We start from the raw sequence: 21,177 nt of genomic DNA, 5'->3' as shown, positions 1-21,177 counted from the left end.
AAATGGCTAACGGAACAGGTGAAGGCTCTTGCCCTTTTTTGAATGGGGAAATGAAACAAGTGGCCGGAAGTGGCACGCAAAATGAGCATTGGTGGCCCAACCGACTTAAGCTGGAGCTTTTAAGCCAGCATTCAGAGAAATCAAATCCACTTGGGGATAAGTTCAACTACGCCGAAGAATTTAAAAAATTGGACTATGCAGCACTCAAAAAAGACCTTTTGGATGTCATGACCGATTCAAAAGACTGGTGGCCTGCCGATTTTGGCAGTTACGCTGGTTTGTTTATCCGTATGGCTTGGCATAGTGCCGGAACGTATCGTTCTGGAGATGGTCGTGGCGGTGGAGGTCGTGGTCAGCAACGTTTTGCGCCTCTAAACTCATGGCCAGATAACGTGAGCTTGGACAAAGCTCGTCGTCTATTGTGGCCCGTCAAACAAAAATATGGTCAGAAAATATCTTGGGCAGACCTTATGATATTAGCCGGAAACGTAGCCTTGGAGTCAACCGGATTCCGCACCTTTGGTTTTGCGGGGGGACGCGAAGATGTTTGGGAACCCGACCAAGACGTATACTGGGGAAGCGAAACAGAGTGGTTGGCCTTGAGTGACACACCCAACAGCCGCTATTCCCACAATAAAGAAGAACGCGATTTGGAAAACCCTTTGGCGGCGGTGCAAATGGGATTGATCTATGTAAACCCTGAAGGACCGGACGCTAACCCTGATCCAGTTGCAGCGGCACATGATATCCGCGAGACCTTTAAACGAATGGCCATGGATGACGAAGAAACAGTGGCCCTTATTGCGGGAGGTCATACCATAGGTAAAACACACGGTAATGGTGATGCCGAATTGGTGGGCGTTGACCCAGAATCGGAGGATTTGGCATTGCAAGGTTTTGGATGGCTCAATAAAAATGGTTCAGGAAAAGGCCCTGATACCTTTACTTCTGGATTGGAAGTAACTTGGACCTCTACCCCCGTACAATGGAGTAATGATTTCTTCAAATTTTTGTTCAAATATGAATGGGAATTGACTAAAAGTCCAGCCGGGGCACACCAATGGGTGGCCAAAGATGCAGAAGCCATTATTCCTGATGCCTTCGGTGGACCCAATAAAAAACCAACCATGTTGACCACCGACTTGTCGTTGCGTTTTGATCCGGCTTATGAAAAGATTTCACGTAAATTTTTGGAAAATCCACAGGCCTTTGCTGATGCTTATGCCCGTGCTTGGTTTAAGTTGACCCACCGTGATATGGGACCCCGTTCCCGTTACCTTGGACCTGAAGTGCCAAAAGAAGAGTTTGAATGGCAGGACCCCATTCCAGCAGTAGACTACACTTTAGTGGATGCTTCTGATGTAAAAGCGTTGAAAGCAAAAGTTTTGGATTCCGGGCTTTCCATTTCTAATTTGGTATACACAGCATGGTCTTCGGCTTCCACTTTTCGCGGAGGAGATAAAAGAGGAGGTGCCAATGGTGCACGTATCAACTTGGAACCAATGAACGGTTGGGAAGTGAACAAGGACACAGGAAAAGTAATTAAAGTGCTCGAAGGTATTGCCAACGAATTTAACGGCAATGCAAGTGGAGGCAAGAAAATTTCCTTGGCTGATATGATTGTTTTGGCAGGAACGGCCGCTGTAGAAAAGGCAGCTAAAGACGGAGGCTTTTCAACAGAAGTATCTTTTGAACCCGGACGTAACGATGCTCGTCAGGATCAGACCGATATTGAGTCCACTAACGATCTGGAGCCAAAATATGACGGCTTCCGTAACTATGTGAAGAAAGGTGTTAAGGTACCTGCCGAACATTTATTGGTGGATAAAGCCCAATTATTGACCCTTACCGCACCGGAAATGACTGCTTTGGTTGGTGGTCTACGTGTATTGGGTGCTAATTTTGACGGTTCTAAACACGGAGTGTTCACCGATAACGTTGGGGTATTGAGCAATGATTTCTTTGTGAACTTGCTTGACATGTCCACTGAGTGGAGTTCTGTTAATGAGGAAAAATCATTGTATGAAGGCCGTGATCGTGAAACCGGTGATGTAAAATGGACGGGTACCCGAGCCGATTTGGTATTTGGTTCCAACTCCATCTTAAGAGCCTTGGCTGAAGTATATGCTGCTGAAGATGGGAAACAAAAGTTTGTTTCTGATTTTATTTCGGCATGGACCAAGGTGATGAAATTAGATCGCTTTGACTTGAATTAGAAAAAAGCATTTCTATAGTATTGTAAGAAAAAGAAAATTAATTTGACAAGCTGCCACATCCCCCCATAGGTTGTGGCAGTTTTTTTATAACTTCCACACATAGATGAGCAACACGGATAATTTATTCAATCATATTCGAAGCGGTGATACACAGCAGGTGAAAGACCTTTTGGAAAAAAATCACAAATTGTTGGAATCCAAAGACCAGCGGGGGTCAACACCCTTGTTGTTGGCGGCGTATTACGGCCATGATGAAATGGTAGACTTTTTATTGAAGAAAGGAGCGGAGGTGGATGCCAAGGATGGATCGGGCAATACGGCCCTAATGGGAGTTTGCTTTAAAGGATATACTGGAATTGCGGAAAAATTAATACACGCAGGAGCCAATATTGACCATATCAATGCAATGGGGTCTACTTGTCTTATTTACGCTGTCACCTTCAACCGTCAAGAGATTGCGAAACTGCTATTGAAACATGGAGCCACGGTTTCCGTAAAAGATGCAAGGGGCAACACTGCTTTAGACTATGCGCAAGAGCAAGGAATCCAACCCTTAGTGGAATTATTGAAAAAAACCAGATGACACCAAAACTAAAAATAGCACTTGTTCAAAGCCCGTTATATTGGGAAGACCCTTTGGGCAACAGGGTTATGTTCCAAGAGAAAATCGCTTCCATCCCCGATGACGTAGATTTGATCGTTCTTCCAGAAATGTTCACTACAGGTTTTACCATGGAGCCGCAGAACATTGCACATCCTGAGGGTGATGCAACTATTGCATGGATGCAAAGGTTGGCCAAACAAAAGAAGGCTGCCTTAGTGGGAAGTATCGTGTATCATGAGGACAATAGATATTTTAACCGGTTGTTTTTTGTTTTTCCTGATGGTGATGTAAAAACCTATGACAAAAAGCACACTTTTAGCTTAGCTGGCGAAGATTTGGTCTATGAGGCAGGAACACAAAAGTTGTTCGTGGATTACAAAGGGTTTAAAATTTGTCCAATGATTTGTTACGATCTTCGGTTTCCGGTATGGTCCAGAAATGTGGAGGAATACGATGCACTTATTTATGTGGCCAATTGGCCCAAACCAAGGATTTCTGCCTGGGATACACTTCTTAAAGCAAGGGCCATTGAGAATTTGGCCTACACAATTGGCGTAAATAGGATTGGCTTGGATGATTTGGAGCATGAATATCCCGGACATTCGGCGGTGTACGATGCTTTGGGGAAACAGTTGGCCTATTCAGGCAAAGAAGAGATTTTGTATGTCACATTGGACAAGAACCATATAAAAACTACCCGAAATAAATTGCGGTTTTTGGAAGATCGAGACCAGTTTACTCTACTAGGATAAAGTTTTCTTCTTTTTCCCAGTTGGCACGTACTTCAATTACATCAGGATAGTAACTGATTTTTTCAGGTTGTATTTTTTTTAGGTAGTTTCCCGTATCCCATTTTCCGTTGGCATTGTCATCAAACACAACACGAGCAACATAATTTCCAGGATTAAGATTACTGAACTCAAATGTCTGGGGTTGGGTCGCTGCAATTTCGCGCTGAATCTCTTCTTTCTCGTTCAGGAGTTGCACAATGACCGGATACCGGGTGTCTCCACTAAGGTTAAAGCGCAAATTTCCGTAATCTGCATAGCTTCCAGTTGAAATGGTATAGTCCAATGTGTCGTTTTGAACACCAAAAAAATCGGTTACGGCACCGGGAAGAAAGGCAAAACGGTAGCTTTGGTTGGGTTCAATATCAAAATCAAAATCAATCTTGTTGCCCAACGAATCCAAAGAATAGCTGTAGGGCGCAATCAAGGAATCGTTCAATACAAGTCCAATTTTGGTGGAGTCTATCGAAGCAATCGGAGTATTTGCCAATACACTGAAGGTATCCTCAAAATTAAATTTACCTTTAACACCTGAACTTAAGGTAAGGGAGTCCAAAGGTAATTTTCGTGTTTTAACCGTGAAGGTATCGATCAACTCCATTTTTTGGTTGGATACCGTAAAAATTATCGAGTCTAAATCGGTGGGAGTGATCCAATAATTCAAGGTGTCCTTTTCCCGGTCTTTAAGAATTACGGTCTGCACAGAATCTGGAAGTTCGGTCAAGCTCTCTATGGTAATATCCTCATGATTGCCCTGGTACCCAAAGATGATACGGTTTTTGGCAACATAACTGGGCACCGAAACACTGTAGTTAGGTAGTTCTTTGAATAGATTGAGCAAGTAAATAGAGTCGGTTGGAAGAGAAATGGTATCCTCCAAGAATGCTATTTTATCCAGACGTTGATCAAACCGATTGTTCTTGTTCTGATCCTTTAAGGCAAAAAGTGCATACGTGCCAGATTTCAGGTTTTTTAATTCAAAAAGTGGCAAACTATCGCCTGTATTGGCAATGTAATTGGGCAAGCTTTTGTATACCGTGGAATCCGTATAGGCCGTATCAATTTCATACAGCATAACACTCACAAATTCATCAGCTCTTCGGTTGTAGGCATCTTTCACCGCACCACTCAATGTCAAGGAATCAATATAGTCTCCTGTGGAAAACACATAAGTTAAAAAGCTGTTTGGGTTCCCTTCGTTGTTGTCCACCAAACTTTGCCCAAAATTTAGGGTATAGGTGGTGTTTTCCCGTAAGGTATCCTTTAGGATAATTTCTATAAATTTTCTAGGTCCGCCTTGTGGTGTAATTTCAGGCTGGTGCTTTAAAGGAGGAGAAACCACCAGTTGTTGTTGCACATCCTGTAGCTTGATGAGCTCATCAAAATAGAGCCGTATTTTTTCAGACTTAAAATTGGTGGAGAAATTTTCGGGTTCGGCGCGGGTCAGTTTTGGCGGGGTAATATCCTCCGGACCTCCTGATGGCGAACCTCTTTGGGCACATTGCCAAAGAGCCAGTACCGCAAAGGCAAAAAACAGAAAACCCAATATTTTTTTGATGTATGCCATACTCAAAACCAATGGGGCAAAGAAACAACTAATTTAAAAACTTGGCCCAAGGATTCACAAATTTTAACCCTACGGTACAACCGCAATACTAAGCACGGAAACATCAACATTTTTAAGTTGCAAGAGTGCTTTTGCACAGGACTCTATGGTGGCACCGGTGGTGATGACGTCATCTACCAAAAGCACATGTTTGAAAGAGGAATCAGCCTTGGGATTAAGTTGAAACGCCTCTTTGGAGTTCTCCCAACGCAACTGTCTATCTTTTTTGGTCTGTGTTATTGTGTTTATGGTCTTCAGAAGCAGATCATCCCGGTAATCGGCCCCAATAGAAGAGGCTATCTTTTTGGCAAACAAAGCCGATTGGTTATATCCTCGTTTTTTCAATTTTTTGCGATGTAAGGGAACAGGTACCACAACATCCACTTTTTTAAGGGTCCCATCATTTTTCAAAAGAGCACCGCACCAATCACCAAAAAACCCTCCAATTTGTTCCTGATTTTTGTATTTTAACCAGTGCAACAGGTTTTTTACAATCCCATTTTTTGAGAAAAAAACGAAGGCGGCGGCCTTTTTTATAGGAATTCTCCCATAAAATATACGGTCTACTGTGTTTTCTTCCAGAAAGTTATGATCGGTGAGTGGCACATCATGTCGACAAACGGCACACAAAATGTGTTCTCCCCCAAATAATTGGGTATTACATCCAAAACATACCTGTGGCAATAGGATGTTGTTAATCACGTTTAGTATCTTAGCCAACCTTTTTGGTATCAAATCTTATATGCGTTAGACAAGTCTATTAACCCATGGGTCCCCAAGATAACAATTTCAACTACAAGATTATCTTTGCTGCACTTGTTGCGGTCATCGTGGGTATTCTCATAGCTTTCTATTATAGTTATGCACAGTCCAAGAACCAAATGTCATTTTTGGAGGACGAAAAATCCATTTTGGTAAAGGACCTTACTTTAATGAAAGCCGAAGTAGACCGTTTATCCGGACTTAATGAAGTCAACGAAATTGAACTGCAAACATCCAGATTCAGGGTACAGCAATTGTTGGATTCTGTGGGAAGGCTCAATTTCAGCATCACTAAATTAAAGGAGACCCGAAAAGAACTTCGAAAACTGGAAATCCGGTTTGATAGCTTAAAACTCAAAAACAACTTCCTTCGGTATAACAACAGCTTAATGGCAAGTCGTTATGAAGAGACTCGCAGACAGCTTGAGGAACTCCGGGGAAAAGCCAGTTCCATGGAGCAAACAGAATCATTGCTTCGAGAAACCAACAGGGAGCTTACCCGAGAACTGCGTATAAAAAGTTATCTAAAATTACAGGATGCTGAAGGCAGTGGTTTCCGACTGCGAGCAGGAAGACCCATCAAAACCAACAAAGCATCCACTATTGAAAAACTCAGAGGTTGCGTTACAGTCTTGAGTGACCCCAATGAACGAGGCGATGTAAAAGTACTCTATCTCCAATTTTTAGACCCCAACATGGCCGTTATTGAAGACAACGCCAATACCATTTCCGTGAGTGGGAATACATACAGTAAAAAAGTGGAGATTGTCTACACGGGTAAGGAAATCAGTATTTGTGATGCCATTACGGTTCCAGAAGGTTCCTTACTGGAAGGAATTTATACCCTTAATGTTTTTGAGGACGAAAGATTGCTCGCTTCCACAGAATTTCAGCTAAAATAGCGCACTTCTTTTTGGGTAAAATTCTATTTTTGCCCAATGGCAAATCAGGAAGACATTTTTAAGAAGGTTATCTCCCACGCAAAGGAATACGGGTACGTGTTCCAATCCAGTGAGATTTATGACGGACTCAGTGCAGTGTATGACTACGGACAGAACGGTGCCGAGCTAAAGAAGAATATTCGCGAATATTGGTGGAAAGCCATGGTGCAACTCAATGAGAATATTGTGGGCATCGATGCTGCCATATTCATGCATCCCACCACTTGGAAGGCCTCGGGCCACGTGGATGCCTTCAATGACCCGTTGATTGATAACAAAGATTCCAAAAAAAGATACCGTGCCGATGTTTTGATTGAGGACTATGTAGCCAAGATTGAAGCCAAAATCGATAAAGAAGTTGCTAAAGCCGAAAAGCGTTTTGGTGATAGTTTTGATAAGGAACAATTTTTGACGACCAACCCACGAGTAATGGGTTACCAAGAACAGGCGGATACCATCCTGAAGCGCATGGCCCGATCTTTGGAAAATGAAGATTTGGCCGATGTAAAAGCTTTGATTGAGGAATTGGAAATTGCCTGCCCGGTTTCCGGTTCCAAAAACTGGACTGATGTAAAGCAGTTCAACCTTATGTTCGGCACTAAACTAGGTGCTTCTGCTGACAGTGCCATGGATTTATACCTAAGACCAGAGACTGCCCAAGGTATTTTTGTCAACTTTTTAAATGTGCAAAAAACCGGACGGATGAAAATTCCATTTGGAATTGCCCAAACTGGAAAAGCTTTCCGAAATGAGATTGTGGCTAGACAATTCATCTTCCGTATGCGGGAGTTTGAACAGATGGAGATGCAATTTTTCATCAAACCTGGCACGCAAAAGGAATGGTACGAAGCGTGGAAGGAAAAACGAATGAAGTGGCACCTTTCCTTGGGAATGGGAGAAGACAACTATCGTTTCCACGACCATGAAAAATTGGCCCACTACGCTGATGCGGCGGCTGATATTGAGTTTAAGTTCCCCTTCGGGTTTAAGGAGTTGGAAGGGATCCACTCCCGTACCGATTTCGATTTGGGCAACCACGAAAAATATTCAAGCAAAAAACTGCAATACTTCGACCCAGAGGAAAACAAAAGCTACGTACCCTACGTGTTGGAAACCTCAATAGGGCTTGATCGTATGTTTTTGGCCGTTTTCTCCAACGCATTGCAAGAAGAAGAATTGGAAAATGGTACCACACGAACCGTTTTGAAGATTCCGGCGGTATTGGCTCCCAACAAAGTGGCAGTTTTACCATTGCTCAAACGGGATGGTCTTCCCGAAGTGGCCCAGAAATTGGTGGACGAGCTCAAATGGGACTTCAATGTGGATTACGATGAGAAGGATGCTGTTGGGCGTCGTTACCGTCGCCAAGATGCAGCGGGCACCCCATTTTGTGTTACGGTTGACCACCAAACCCTGGAAGATGATACGGTTACCATTCGCCATAGAGATACCATGGACCAAAAACGCGTAAAACTTTCAGAGGTGAAGGATATCATCTCCAAAGAAGTAGACATGCGGTATTGGTTGCAGAAGCTCTAGAACAATCCGGTAATCTCTCCATTCTCATTGATATCCATTCCTTCCGAAGCAGGATGCGCAGGCAATCCGGGCATCCGCATGATATCACCCGTGATGGGAATCAAAAATCCGGCGCCAACCGCAATTTCAATCTCGCGTACGGTGATGATAAAATCTTTGGGCCTTCCCAACAACTTGGGATTGTCTGATAATGATTTTTGCGTCTTGGCAATACAAACAGGGAGCTGCTCCAATCCCAAATCGGAAATTTTACGAAGGTTGGCCTTGGCTTTAGCGGTATAATCCACATATTCTGCTCCGTAGATTTCGGTGGCAATGGTGGCTATTTTATTCGTAACACTGGATTTCCAATCGTACAGTGGTTTAAAGTTGGAGGTGTTGGACTCTACCACATCAATGACGTGCTGGGCCAAATCCAATGCGCCTTCCCCTCCTTTCGCCCACACATCGGCAACGGCTATGCGAATACCTTTTGATGCTGCCAAATCCTTGATCACTTGAATCTCTTCCTCAGTATCAGAAGTAAACTTATTAATGGAAATTACGGGAACTACTTGAAACTTGGCAATGTTCTCCAAATGCTTTTCCAGATTGGGCAACCCTTTTTTAAGAGCATCCACATTGGGTTCAGTGAGTGATTTTAAATCGGCTCCCCCATGATATTTTAGAGCTCGGATAGTAGTAGTAAGTACAACTGCTTTTGGTTTCAACCCGGCACTTTGGCATTTAATGTCGAAAAATTTCTCGGCCCCAAGATCAAATCCAAAGCCCGCTTCGGTAACAGTATAGTCGGAGTGTGACATGCCCATCAACGTGGCAATGACGGTATTGGTACCTTGTGCAATATTGGCAAACGGCCCTCCATGGATAATCGCTGGATTCCCCTCAATGGTCTGTACCAAATTGGGTTTTATGGCATCTTTCAGTAGGGCAGCCATGGCACCTTCCCCTTTTAGGTCCTTTGCATAAATGGGTTTTTTATCAAAAGTGTAGCCCACAAAAATATTTCCCAAACGTTCTTTTAGGTCACTGAGGTTTTCGGCCAAGCAGAGAATGGCCATAATTTCTGAAGCAGCCGTAATGTCAAAACCCGTTTCCCGGGGAACACCCGAAGTAGTTCCTCCCAGACCAACAATCACATGCCGCAGGGAACGGTCGTTCATGTCCATTACACGTTTCCATCCAATGGTTCGCGGGTCTAAGAGCAGGGAGTTCGTTTTACTTTGAATATTGTTATCGATAATAGCTGCCAATAGGTTGTGGGCCTTTTCAATGGCAGCAAAATCCCCAGTAAAGTGTAGATTGATGTCTTCCATGGGCAACACTTGGGAATATCCGCCGCCCGTGGCACCACCTTTTATTCCAAAGACCGGACCCAAGGAAGGTTCCCGAAGCACCACTGTTGTTTTCTTTTTTAGTCGATTCAACCCTTCCGACAGGCCAATGGACATGGTGGTCTTCCCCTCACCAGCGGGAGTAGGGGAAATGGCCGAAACCAAAATAAGATTGCTCTTTTTGGCCTTTTCCCTATCAATTGCTTTTAGGGGGAGCTTGGCCTTGTATTTACCGTACATTTCAATGGCATCGGCGGGAATTCCAAACTTTTCGGAAATAGCGGAAATGGGTTGCAGTTCAACCTCCTTCGCGATTTGCAAATCGGTCATAGTGTAGAAATTTTTGTGTTTGAAGGAATCAACTCGTCTTCCACCAAACTGATTTACAATATACTATAATCGGCGAATTAAATCTAAGGCAAATGTTCCCCTGGGTTTATTCAACCCGAATGCCTTTTGTGGTAAAGGAAAGGCCCTGTTGTCCCGAAGTGGAGATCATCACCCCTTCAAAATAGGGTTCGTGGGTGTTGGGTTTTATAGACCATTGAAACAAGAAATTGGCCCCCGTTCCCCCAGATTGGTCTTTTTCATCAATCACAATTTCCACGGTTTCCATGGGTTTAATATAGATGGGTTTGTTGAAATAGGTGCGGATGGAATTGCCATGCGTGTCAAAATATTCCGCTTTTCGGATGTAGATGGTGTCCCTAAGGTTGGTGTTCCGCATGCTGATGGTCCCTGTAAGGTTGTGTGTACGATGCTCCGTTTCGCTATAGATTTGGGAATACACAGAAAGGTAACTAATGCCCTGTACCAAGGAATCACTGGCCGAAAGGGTTGCCATGCGGTTATTCCAGTTTACCGGATGCATGGAACTCACCTCTTTTTGCTCTTTTTCGACGCAGGAAAAGATAAAAAGTGACAAAACAATCAGGACCAACTTTTGCATAGGATGATGTTAGGTCTGACTAAGATACGGATTCTTAGATTGCTTATTCAGCTTTAGAGGCTATCACCATAAATGAGTGCCAAAATAAAGGGAACAGTAATGATTACAGAAATTATCGCAGGCTTTATCCAACTTCTTTTTCTATACAAAAACTCTTTTCCAATGAACTTGTTCCAGAAATATTCATTTAAGACTGAAGCTCCTATAAGGTTTAATATTATGGAAATATTAAAACTGGTTTTCAATGTGTTGACAATTATCATTATTAATATGGTATAAAGGATTCCAAAAATTAAAACTTGGATTCTGCCTTTTCCATTGTTGGTTTGCTTCATATTATACATCAATAGAACAGCTCCGAAAATTGTCGAAAATATTGCAGAAAATACAAGAATGACTTTCTTTGAGTGTAGCTCTGGGGCATCGGGGTCATCGGTTAGAAAATCCTTCTTCTTTTTCTCTTCCGTATTCTGTTTTTGCAAGGCTGTCTTCCTTACTTTGGCTTCAGTCAATTCTTTTTCTAAAGTTTCTAGTTCTGGTGAGTTACCATTTCTCTCTTTTAGGATTTGAAGGGAAGCAAACCTGGCTTCTTCAACATAGGATTTTTTGTCTGAAATGATGTTTTGAAGTTCAGAATCTGTTTTATCCTGAAATTTCTCTACGAATTTGTATTTATTCACAATATGAAAATTTACAAGAGACCCCTGCTAGTTTAATCAAAACCCTCACTGAAAAATTCGTCAAGGGTCATGTCAAATGCTTGGGCAATTTTAAGAAGACTGGTGTACTGCATATCCGTTCCAGTTTCATAACGACCAAATTGAGCACGATGGATACCGTGGTCATTGGCAAAACCTTCATAGCTTGAGTATCCTTTTTGAAGCCGTAAGGATTTGATACGCTCTGCTAACTTCTTAATCTCTTTGGATTTGTCCATAAAGTAAAGAAATCAAGAGTGCTATTAATAAGTAACTACTAATTAGTAGTTATTTTGAATTCTTTTTATATCTTTAGATATAAATGTCCAAAACATGAACGAAATCCAAATCACACAGCTCCAAGCATGGATCACCGATACCTACGGCACCCCCGAGGTCCTGGCTCATTACTTTGACCTGGCCGTGGAAATGTTGTTTTACTTGGAAAAAGATGCCTTTGAACAGATTGAAGTGCAGGATGTGGTGACAGCGTTGAAGGGGATAAAGCGAGTTTTGGGTTGACGCTTTATACATGTTGTTAGGGGACAACTATTCAATCATGGCAATTTTTTTTCGGATTTCCTGCTTTGAATGTTCAAATATTTCACCTCCAAACTCTTCATTGTCCAATGAAATTGTGGTAATGTCCACAACACCCATGATTCCAAAAATGAACTTGAGATAGGTGCTTTGAAAATTCATATGCTCGTTTTTTTCGTTTTCACCATAACCCGTATCTCCCCTACTGGATAGAATAAACAACTTTTTATCTTCCAACAGTCCAACGTAATCCCCATCAGGTTTACCGGAACGGAATTTCCACGTCTCATTGATACGCATGACTTGATCAATATATGCTTTTAATCCACTTGGTATGGACCAATTGTACATAGGACTTCCAATTACATAAATGTCATTTTCTTTCAACTCTTTGATGAACTCATTGCTCAACAAAACACCTTTCTGATTGGCATTGGTTCGTTTTTCTGGACTTATGAATGCACTGGCAATCCAACTTTCATCAATTGGAGGAATAATATTGAGCCCAACCTCCCTGAAGGTAAAAATATCTTCAGGATACTTTTGTCTCCAATTTTTCATGAACAGTTCCGTAAGTTTTCTGCTTTGTGATTTTTTATCTCGTACACTTGCGTTGATGATAAGTACTCTTTTCATGTGCCTTATTTTTATAGTGCAAAATTGGCACGAAATGAAAATGTAAAAATTGACCTAGTTCAATAAAGATTTATTTTTTTCTGATACGACTTATAAATTCGGGAGAGACACCTAGATAAGAGGCAATCAAGTATTGAGGCACTTTTTGTACAATTTTTGGGTAATCTTTTAAAAATGTAGAATATCTATAGGCAGCGTCATAGGTGTTGCCAACTATGATTCTTCGCTGCAAACTGCCTAGGTAGACTTCCAAAATAACACGAAAATACCGTTCAAGTTTTGGTATAGCGACCAACATGTTTTGAAAGGACTGATAATTGATTTGCAACAACCTCGTTTCCTCTAGTGCTTGTATGTTATACAATGATGGTCTCTGCCTTTGGAAACTTAGGATATCTGTGGCCCACCAATCATCAATGGAAAAATAAAGAATTTCTTCCTTGCCCTTATCTGAATTTATGTAGAATGCTTTAAGTGCACCAGATATGATATAATTATCATTTTTGCAAACCTCACCATTCCTTAAAAGATAATCCCCTTTATGCAAAGTTTTTTCTGTCCAAAAAGTGTCAAAAAGGCCTTTTTCCTTAGGACTAAGCTGTACGTGTTTTGATATATTTTGTATTAGTTGAGGATGCATTTGAATATCATATAATCTCTTCAAAGATAGCGGATAAGAGTAAGTTGTTTGAAGAAGAAACATGATATCATTCCCCAATCACCTTTAAAAACTTGGTAGAGGCATTTTTGGCCACTACCGCACTTTCACCTAATCCACCAAACCATTCCTAAAAAAGATACCCCAAACGTACCCCGGCAAAATAGTTTCTGGCATTTCCGGGGTAAAAGAAGCGAGGTTGTGAACCGCCAAAGCCCGTGGCATTGATCAACACAGATTGCGCATAATTCGTGTCAAACACATTATTAATTCCCGAGTACACTCCCAATGAAAAGTGGTTGGAGAGTTGGGTTTTGTACCCCAATCGGGCATTAAAAACGTTAAAGGAATCACTGCTCAAGGTGTTGGCATCGTTCAACGGAATGTTGTCTACATATTGGTGGGTAAGGTTCAGTTGTAAACCATTGGAATGTTGCAGGTCTACCCCCGTATTCAATCGGTGTTTGGGCACTCCGGTCAACGGATTGCCGGAATAATCATTGTCCTCATCCACAAAATCCACAAACACATGGTCGTTAAACGTGTAGCTAAAATAAGGTGCCAAGGATAGTTGGTTGGAAAGTCTGGCAATGTATTTTACGTCCATTTCCACGCCTTGGTGACGCGTCTCCCCTGCGTTGGCACCCACAAACTGGTCCTCGCCCACGCGTTGGGCCACTAAAAGATCATTGATGTCCATTCGATATAATGCCACGTTGGCCGAAAAGCGTTTTTGCAACCAAGTCCATTGCGCCCCAATTTCGTAATTGGTGCCCGTTTCTTGGGCAATATCAGGGTTGATGACGCCCTCGGGTGTCAAAGTCTCCTCCAAACTGGGATTGGAAAATCCACGACTGATGTTGGCATATAGATTCCCATTATTCAGGGCGTATTGCAATCCAAAACTGGGCAGAAGGATGGCATCAAAATCTCGAATAGCAGAGGTGTTGGCCGCACCTTGATTGAACAAATCCTTAAAGTTGTAATGCGTCTTGTTGAGGTTGAGCCCCACTTGGGCAGATAAGTCGGTGGTCAAGGCGTAGGTGAAGGTCCCAAAAGCATTGAACTGTCTTCGGAACTCGGTATTTTGGCTCAAACGGTCACCTTGAAGACTTCCATTCCCATTGTTGTCTTGGTAGAGATTTTCAAACGTGCCCCAATGGTATTCATCTTTGTAAAGTTCGGCCCCAAAGGTGTATTCAGCTTTGTCAAAACTTCCCTCAAATTGACTTCGGAAACCAAAACCGTTGGTGAATTCATCCAAAATATTGAATGGACGTGGCTCGTAATGGTCCGTGTAGGTATAAAAAATACTACTGGTGTTTTTGAACGCTTCCGAAAATTGATAGGTGTGCGACAAACCTGTGAGTACATATTTGTTAGCTTCAAAGCCTTGGGCTGCCAGCCAGTTTCCAGCGGCGCGGGTAGGGTCTTCCTCAAAATCGGTCTGGTTGATGGAACTGGCAATACCCGCAGTGTAATCGATATAATTCACCAATACACCCACACTACTTTTTGCATTGAGGTTGATGTTACTGGTCAATAAAAATCCATCACGCTCAAAATAACTGTTCTGCCGATACCCATCCGTTTCCAAATGGTTGTAACTAAAAGTCAGGTTGAAGGTTTTTTCAGAATGGGTGAAAGAGAGGTTGTCCTTCAACATATTGTATGAACCCACTGTGGCGGTATTGATAAGATGGGTCTCATCTGTTTGTGCCGATTTGGTATCCAAAATTAGGGCACCGCCCAAGTTAGTACCGTAGGCCGTTCCTTTAGGTCCTTTAATGACTTCAAGAGAACCCAAATTTTCTAAATCGAAAGCCTCAATATCAGAAAAATTAGTACCGTTGGTCACAGGAATGCCGTTGAAATACATTCGAAGTTTGTCAGTTCCGTACAAGGTTCTTGCACCCACTCCGCGAATGGTAATCCGGTTGGTATTGATTGCCCCCGAGAGGATATATACTCCTGAAATTTGGTTCACTGCGGATGGAATATCAGTTGGGTTAAAGCGCTCAAAGGTTTTGGTGCTGATGGTGGACGAAGCCGTAATTCCCGTGGCTTTTTTGGGAGCGAGATCTTCAGTTAAGATAATCTCATCCAGCTGTGTTATGGAATCTTTTTGAATGTCTTGACCCAAAATATGTGCTGTACAGAGTAGCGCTATACTGTAAAAAAGTAGTTTCATTGTGTTTGTAGGGGAGTTATATGCGAACAAAAGCTATTATTTTTTAAGATTGATGGTTTTGCCATTTTTGGCACTCTTTCGGGCAGCATCCAAAATTTCCACAACGATCATATTATTTTCCAAAGAAGAAAGGTCATGTGGCGAAAGGGTAATTTTACCTCGGACGACTGAGGCAAGCAACGAAAAGGGATCGTTATACGGAGTAGGTCTTTCCTCAAGAACCATTTTTTCTTCGTCATAGCCATCATACCCTTCCGCCATACGGATGCGTAAGGTGTTGCGGTTATCGGCATAAATGGCTCCGGTAAGTCCATAGAGTTCCATATCTTTTCTGCCAATGGGCCAGTTCCATGAGGGTTCCAAAATGGCCTGGGAATCATCATAGGTAAGTATGATGGTGGCATCGTCATCCACCTTGGGGTTGTTTTCGGCCTGAAGTTGCTGGGTCACTGCTGTAACCGTTTTGGGACGCACTCCTTTTTTGAGCCAGGTCATAAGATTGGCCCCGTAACAACCAAAATCGGTAATAGCGCCACCACCATTGAGAATGGGGTCTTGGAGCCACTCCAAAAATTCTTGGTTGACCCCTATTTTAACGGGACCCCGGTGTCCATCTCGCACAATTACTTTGCGCAAATCCCCAATTTTTCCCTGATCCAATAGTTCTTTGGCCATGTGATTGGTAGGATACCAGGTAGTTTCATAGTTGGTGAGCAGATGGATATTATATTTTTCGGCCAAGGCCTTCATTTTTGTAGCGTGGTCCATATTTACGGCCAAAGGTTTTTCAACCATTACATGAATACCTTTTGGAGCACAGGTCTGTACAACTTCCAAATGGTCGTATATGGTCCCAAAGGCCGTTACTGCTTCAGGTTTCGCAGCAGCTATCATTTCTTCCAGCGAATCGTAGACCAAATCCATGGAAAAACCATGTTGGTCGGCATATCGCTGGGCCAGCTCCCTATTGGATTCAGCGATGCCCACAAGTTCTATATCACCAATGTCTTCACGGCCCAAAATCCAATGGACATGGGTATGGGTGAGCCCGGCCACTCCAATTTTTAAGGGTTTTTCTTGGGATAGACCAACCGATACATTAATCGTGCAAAAAATAAGGGCAATGAGATTGCGAAGCATGTGTTTGTTTAATTGGGCTTAAAAATAAGAACTAATCTGCCAGTTCTTTCAACAAAGTTGTTGTATTCATCACTTTGGCAAACTCATCCTTGAGGTTGGCCAAGGCAGCATTGTGGATAATATCAGCACTTAACCGTTTGCCATCCACTCCAATTTTATCAAAAGCGGCAGTGGCATCCGAAATCAATGTAACGTTAAAACCTAAATTGGATGCCATGCGAACCGAAGTAGAAATACAGTGCTCCGCGGTTAGGCCAACAATGATTAAATCGTTTATTTTTTCCGATTTCAACCTAGTTTCCAAATCGGTTCCGATAAAGGCACTGTTCACATTTTTTGGAATGATAGGCTCATTGTCCAAAGGTTTTACCAAGGGATGGAAATTATTTCCGGCTTTACTCGGATGTAGGGGCGATTCTGGATTAGTGGAGCAGTGCTGCACATGAAAGATAGGCCATTTTTTCTGTCGGAAAACAGTCAGGATTTTTGAACAGTTGGCCTCCGCATGCGGATTGCTTCGTTCCGTTCCGTAAAATTCCATTTCCTGAAGCCCTTGTTGAATATCGATAAGGAGTAAGGTGGTCATTCCCTAAATTTCTCATAAAAATAAAGATTAAAACCGGAAACCCACAGACAGTCCCCCGCGGTACATAAAGTCATCCTGAAAATCCTCTGGATTAATGTTCCGACCCAAACCACCGAAAATTTCCACGGTGAATCGTTGGTCTCGGGTAGACCATTTGTTGCCCAGGCCCAATCCTAAAGCTGTGGTGCTGTAATCCCTGTTTGGTTGAAGGTCATTATCAATTTCATCCTCACCTGTGTAGTAGAGTCCAAAGGCTTCGGCAAAGAATCCGCTTCTGGGTTGATAGCCAAAATAAGCCCTGAAATTGGGTCCAATTCCAAAATCACCGTTGTAATCGGTGGCATCATTATCAAAATAAACCGTTGCACCAATACTGGCGTTTTCACTAAAGTAGTATTCGTAGGAGCCTTCAACCGTGGAAGTGGCCAAAAACAAACCTATGTTCAGCTTGATTTCATTGCTATTGTAAAGTGGAGGGTAGGCTTGGGCCGACATAACAAAACCGGAGAGCAGGAACCCAAGAAGCAAAAGTTTTTTCATGAGGCATGTTTTTAAATTCAAGAAGGATAATCAATTAGCATTCCAAAAACAAAGGTACAGTATGAATGCAGACTTGCTTTATTTTAACAAAAGAGCTGCAATGGTTATTTTTAGGCAAAATTTGAGCATGAAGATTGTTTCATATAATGTAAATGGCATTCGCGCTGCCATCAATAAGGGGTTTGTGGAATGGCTGAAGACGGTAAATCCCGATGTGGTTTGCCTGCAAGAGATTAAGGCGATGAAGGAACAGGTGGACACCTCTGTTTTGGAGGAAGCTGGATATCCATATCATTATTGGTTCAGTGCGCAGAAAAAAGGATATAGTGGAGTAGCGTTGCTTTGCAAAGAACAACCAGACCATGTGGAATACGGCACGGGCATCGACTATATGGATTTTGAGGGGCGAAACATTCGTGCTGATTATGGTGATGTCTCCATTATGAGCATGTACTTACCATCTGGCACCAACTTGGCCCGATTGGACCATAAGCTGACCTATATGGCCGATTTTCAAAAGTATGCTGATGAACTTAGAAAAGAGCGCCCCAATCTTGTAATCTGTGGGGATTACAATATTTGCCATGAAGCCATAGACATTCATGACCCGGTGCGGAACAAAAATGTATCTGGATTTTTACCTGTAGAGCGCGAGTGGATTGGGAGTTTTATAAATAGTGGCTTTATTGACAGTTTTCGGCATTTTAACAAAGAGCCCCACAATTATACGTGGTGGAGCTATAGGGCCAATTCCCGGAACAACAACAAAGGTTGGCGTTTGGATTATGGCATGGTGAACGAGTCTTTGGCAGACCGATTAAAGCGCTCCGTAATTCTTTCGGAGGCCAAGCACAGCGATCATTGTCCCATTTTGTTGGAGTTGGAAAAATAACAATTGCTTTAAAACCCAAAAATTAGGATTGACTACCTTAGTCGTTTAAAAATTAAGCTTGATGAAATACACGCGAATTCCACATACGGATATCAGAATAAGTAAGATTTGTTTGGGTACCATGACCTGGGGGCGCCAAAACACCCAGGATGAAGGTTTTGAGCAGATGGATTATGCATTGGGCCAAGGCGTAAACTTTTTTGATACTGCAGAACTGTATCCCATTCCTGCCAAGAAAGAACTGTATGCCGTTACCGAAGAAATCATCGGAAACTGGTTTGCTAAGACAGGCAATCGGGATAAGGTTGTTTTGGCCACCAAAATGGCAGGTCCGGGAGGGCCGGCTTCGTTCATTAGGGATGAAGGGTTCAATAAACGAGAAATTATTGAATCTGTGGAAAAGAGTTTAAAGCGACTCCAAACGGATTATCTTGATTTGTACCAACTGCATTGGCCAGAACGGAACACCAATTATTTTGGGCAACGCGGCTATAATGCCCATGCCGTAGATTCGTGGGACGATAACATTCATCAAGTCTTGGAAACTTTTCGGGATTTGATTGCCGAAGGAAAGATTCGGCATTTGGGTCTTTCAAACGAAACACCTTGGGGAACCATGCGATTTTTAGAGGAGAGCAAGGTGCACAGAACCTTACCTCGAGTAAAGACGATTCAAAACCCATATAGTTTGTTGAACCGCCTTTTTGAAGTGGGACTTTCAGAAATTTCAATGCGGGAGCAGATAGGACTTTTGGCCTATTCACCGCTTGGATTTGGTGTGTTGTCCGGGAAGTATCTGGATGAGATTCCTCCCAGAAAAGGAAGGATTACCCTTTTCCCAAATTATAATCGATACAGTGGTGAAACTGCTGTAGAAGCAACTAAAAAGTATGCGGAATTGGCCCAGAAGCATGGGTTGAGCATGGCGCAAATGGCTTTGGCCTTTGTGAATACCCGTCCGTTTGTAACAAGCAACATTATTGGGGCGACTACCATGGAGCAGCTCAAAGAAAATATTGGCAGTATTGAAGTAAATCTTTCGGATGAGGTGCTGAAGGGTATTGAGGAAATCCACAATGCTATTCCGAATCCGGCGCCATAATTTAACCGAACAGTAACCCAACTACATCTTCAATCTTATTCACTTTCTGAATCTGGATTGCAGAGCTTTTTAGCCCTATTTTGTTGCTTTTGGAAACATAAATCGTGGTGAAACCCAGTTTTTCAGCTTCCAGAATGCGCTGATCTACCCGTTGTACAGGCCGAACTTCCCCAGCGAGACCCACTTCAGCAGCAAAACAGACCCCTTTTTCAATGGGAATATCGGCATTGCTGGAAAGAATGGCGGCCATAACGGCCAAATCTATGGCCGGGTCATCCACAGAAATCCCCCCAGTAATGTTCAAAAAAACATCCTTGGCGGCCAGCTTAAAACCCGCCCGTTTTTCCAACACGGCCAAGAGCATGTTCAATCGTTTGGCATTGAATCCCGTAGCGGAACGCTGTGGTGTTCCGTAAACGGCAGTGCTGACCAAAGCTTGAATTTCAATCAGTAAAGGACGCATGCCTTCCACAGTTGCGGCAATGGCCGTACCACTGAGGTCTTCCTCGTTTTTGGAAATGAGCACTTCGGAAGGGTTGTTCACTTCACGAAGTCCGCTGCCCTGCATTTCATAAATGCCCAATTCTGCGGTGGAACCGAAACGGTTTTTGAGGGAACGGAGGATACGATACACGTAGTTGCGGTCACCCTCAAACTGAAGTACTGTATCCACCATATGCTCCAATATTTTGGGTCCTGCAATGGTGCCATCTTTGGTGATGTGTCCCACCAAAATCACCGGAGTATGACTTTCCTTGGCGAATTTAATGAGTTCCGCAGCACATTCCCGAATCTGTGAAATGCTTCCGGCGGCCGATTCAATATAATCGGTGTGCAGGGTTTGGATGGAATCGATGACGACCAAATCCGGTTCCAGCGAAGCAATTTGCTGAAAGATGTTTTGGGTTTTGGTCTCGGTGAGGATAAAACAAGTTTCACTATTAGGTTGAATGCGGTCTGCCCTCATCTTAATTTGCCGTTGACTTTCCTCGCCCGAAACATACAAAGTTTTAAAAGGCAACTTTAACGCAATCTGAAGGAGCAGGGTACTCTTACCAATGCCCGGTTCACCGCCCAACAGGGTCAGGGAGCCGGGAACCAATCCACCTCCTAAAACCCTATTGAACTCTTGGTCTTTCGTGTCCAGTCGAAGCTCGCTTTCATGAGTAATTTCGGAGACCCGAAGGGGTTTGTTGGCCTTTTTGTCTGAAACATTGCTGGCTTTCCAACCTCTTTTGTCTTCTTTTTGGACAACTTCTTCCACAATGGTGTTCCATTCCTTGCAAGCAGAGCATTGCCCGACCCACTTAGCGTATTGGGTGCCACAGTTTTGGCAAAAAAAAGCAGTTTTGGTCTTGGCCATTCCAACGTAATGAGGGGCCTAAAGATATGGATTTAGATTGTTGGATTTATGGATACTTAGCTAGTTGGATTATTGGATTGCACCGTCTAAAG

21 protein-coding genes are annotated in these 21,177 nt (G+C 42.9%); 8 read left to right on the top strand and 13 right to left on the bottom strand.

The genetic code is table 11. From position 1 onward, the window contains the following. The first annotated feature begins 2 nt into the window (after window positions 1-2). The 3 genes from katG (at window position 3) to AB1A65_RS03060 (ending at window position 3,572) form a co-directional block, all read left to right on the top strand. Window positions 3-2,216 (top strand): catalase/peroxidase HPI, encoded by a 2,214-nt coding sequence (gene katG / locus AB1A65_RS03070; RefSeq protein ID WP_366587040.1) that lies wholly within the window; start codon window positions 3-5, stop codon window positions 2,214-2,216. A 103-nt stretch (window positions 2,217-2,319) separates the two neighbouring features. Next, window positions 2,320-2,799, top strand: a complete 480-nt coding sequence (locus tag AB1A65_RS03065; protein WP_366585526.1) for an ankyrin repeat domain-containing protein — start codon at window positions 2,320-2,322, stop codon at window positions 2,797-2,799. Beyond that, entirely contained in the window at window positions 2,796-3,572 is a 777-nt protein-coding gene (locus AB1A65_RS03060; RefSeq protein ID WP_366585524.1) for an amidohydrolase, read from the top strand. Before AB1A65_RS03065 ends, AB1A65_RS03060 begins: the two co-directional genes overlap by 4 nt. On the opposite strand, the gene AB1A65_RS03055 is transcribed toward AB1A65_RS03060, so the two are convergent. Next, window positions 3,556-5,175 (bottom strand): Ig-like domain-containing protein, encoded by a 1,620-nt coding sequence (locus AB1A65_RS03055; RefSeq protein WP_366585522.1) that lies wholly within the window; start codon window positions 5,173-5,175, stop codon window positions 3,556-3,558. The genes AB1A65_RS03060 and AB1A65_RS03055 overlap by 17 nt on opposite strands. 69 nt (window positions 5,176-5,244) lie before the next feature. Continuing rightward, a complete protein-coding gene (locus AB1A65_RS03050; RefSeq protein WP_366585520.1) occupies window positions 5,245-5,916 on the bottom strand; it encodes a phosphoribosyltransferase family protein in 672 nt (223 codons plus the stop codon). 65 nt (window positions 5,917-5,981) lie between these two features. Between AB1A65_RS03050 and AB1A65_RS03045 the strand changes: the two genes are divergently transcribed. Both AB1A65_RS03045 and AB1A65_RS03040 read left to right on the top strand, forming a co-directional pair. Further along, window positions 5,982-6,878: a hypothetical protein gene (locus AB1A65_RS03045; RefSeq protein WP_366585518.1), complete on the top strand. Its 897-nt coding sequence runs from the start codon at window positions 5,982-5,984 to the stop codon at window positions 6,876-6,878. 36 nt (window positions 6,879-6,914) lie between these two features. Further along, window positions 6,915-8,456 (top strand): glycine--tRNA ligase, encoded by a 1,542-nt coding sequence (locus AB1A65_RS03040; RefSeq protein ID WP_366585516.1) that lies wholly within the window; start codon window positions 6,915-6,917, stop codon window positions 8,454-8,456. Here the strand turns inward: AB1A65_RS03040 and AB1A65_RS03035 are convergent. The 4 genes from AB1A65_RS03035 to AB1A65_RS03020 form a co-directional block, all read right to left on the bottom strand. After that, window positions 8,453-10,120 carry a formate--tetrahydrofolate ligase gene (locus AB1A65_RS03035; protein ID WP_366585514.1) on the bottom strand — a complete coding sequence of 556 codons (1,668 nt, stop codon included), beginning with the start codon at window positions 10,118-10,120 and terminating at the stop codon, window positions 8,453-8,455. The genes AB1A65_RS03040 and AB1A65_RS03035 overlap by 4 nt on opposite strands. Window positions 10,121-10,226: 106 nt before the next feature. Further along, complete coding sequence (locus tag AB1A65_RS03030) at window positions 10,227-10,739, bottom strand: DUF3124 domain-containing protein (protein ID WP_366585512.1); 513 nt, start codon at window positions 10,737-10,739, stop codon at window positions 10,227-10,229. 53 nt (window positions 10,740-10,792) lie between these two features. Beyond that, on the bottom strand, window positions 10,793-11,419 hold the full coding sequence (locus AB1A65_RS03025) for a hypothetical protein (protein ID WP_366585510.1): 627 nt from the start codon (window positions 11,417-11,419) through the stop codon (window positions 10,793-10,795). 32 nt (window positions 11,420-11,451) lie between these two features. Next, window positions 11,452-11,676, bottom strand: coding sequence for a helix-turn-helix transcriptional regulator (locus AB1A65_RS03020; protein ID WP_366585508.1), 225 nt, complete (start codon window positions 11,674-11,676; stop codon window positions 11,452-11,454). Window positions 11,677-11,770: 94 nt separating this feature from the next. Between AB1A65_RS03020 and AB1A65_RS03015 the strand changes: the two genes are divergently transcribed. Next, window positions 11,771-11,959: a hypothetical protein gene (locus tag AB1A65_RS03015; protein ID WP_366585506.1), complete on the top strand. Its 189-nt coding sequence runs from the start codon at window positions 11,771-11,773 to the stop codon at window positions 11,957-11,959. 27 nt (window positions 11,960-11,986) lie between these two features. On the opposite strand, the gene AB1A65_RS03010 is transcribed toward AB1A65_RS03015, so the two are convergent. The 6 genes from AB1A65_RS03010 to AB1A65_RS02985 form a co-directional block, all read right to left on the bottom strand. Further along, window positions 11,987-12,613, bottom strand: coding sequence for an NAD(P)H-dependent oxidoreductase (locus tag AB1A65_RS03010; protein WP_366585504.1), 627 nt, complete (start codon window positions 12,611-12,613; stop codon window positions 11,987-11,989). 70 nt (window positions 12,614-12,683) lie between these two features. Continuing rightward, window positions 12,684-13,331 (bottom strand): Crp/Fnr family transcriptional regulator, encoded by a 648-nt coding sequence (locus tag AB1A65_RS03005; protein ID WP_366585502.1) that lies wholly within the window; start codon window positions 13,329-13,331, stop codon window positions 12,684-12,686. A 70-nt stretch (window positions 13,332-13,401) separates the two neighbouring features. Beyond that, window positions 13,402-15,462, bottom strand: a complete 2,061-nt coding sequence (locus AB1A65_RS03000; RefSeq protein ID WP_366585500.1) for a TonB-dependent receptor — start codon at window positions 15,460-15,462, stop codon at window positions 13,402-13,404. Window positions 15,463-15,498: 36 nt separating this feature from the next. Next, a complete protein-coding gene (locus AB1A65_RS02995; protein ID WP_366585498.1) occupies window positions 15,499-16,602 on the bottom strand; it encodes a Gfo/Idh/MocA family oxidoreductase in 1,104 nt (367 codons plus the stop codon). Window positions 16,603-16,633: 31 nt separating this feature from the next. Next, complete coding sequence (locus AB1A65_RS02990) at window positions 16,634-17,188, bottom strand: cysteine hydrolase family protein (protein WP_366585496.1); 555 nt, start codon at window positions 17,186-17,188, stop codon at window positions 16,634-16,636. 27 nt (window positions 17,189-17,215) lie between these two features. Then, window positions 17,216-17,728, bottom strand: coding sequence for a hypothetical protein (locus tag AB1A65_RS02985; RefSeq protein ID WP_366585494.1), 513 nt, complete (start codon window positions 17,726-17,728; stop codon window positions 17,216-17,218). A gap of 127 nt (window positions 17,729-17,855) precedes the next feature. On the opposite strand from AB1A65_RS02985, the gene AB1A65_RS02980 reads away from it, so the two are divergent. Continuing rightward, a complete protein-coding gene (locus AB1A65_RS02980; RefSeq protein WP_366585492.1) occupies window positions 17,856-18,620 on the top strand; it encodes an exodeoxyribonuclease III in 765 nt (254 codons plus the stop codon). 61 nt (window positions 18,621-18,681) lie between these two features. Then, entirely contained in the window at window positions 18,682-19,722 is a 1,041-nt protein-coding gene (locus AB1A65_RS02975; RefSeq protein ID WP_366585490.1) for an aldo/keto reductase, read from the top strand. A gap of 1 nt (window position 19,723) precedes the next feature. Here the strand turns inward: AB1A65_RS02975 and radA are convergent, their stop codons facing one another. Beyond that, window positions 19,724-21,085 carry a DNA repair protein RadA gene (gene radA / locus AB1A65_RS02970; RefSeq protein WP_366585488.1) on the bottom strand — a complete coding sequence of 454 codons (1,362 nt, stop codon included), beginning with the start codon at window positions 21,083-21,085 and terminating at the stop codon, window positions 19,724-19,726. Window positions 21,086-21,177 lie beyond the last annotated feature (92 nt).

Source organism: Allomuricauda sp. ANG21 (assembly GCF_040705235.1).
Lineage (GTDB): Bacteria > Bacteroidota > Bacteroidia > Flavobacteriales > Flavobacteriaceae > Flagellimonas > Flagellimonas marina.
The sequence above is the reverse complement of the archived record's forward strand: the minus strand, read 5'-3'. Positions and strand labels throughout refer to the sequence as shown.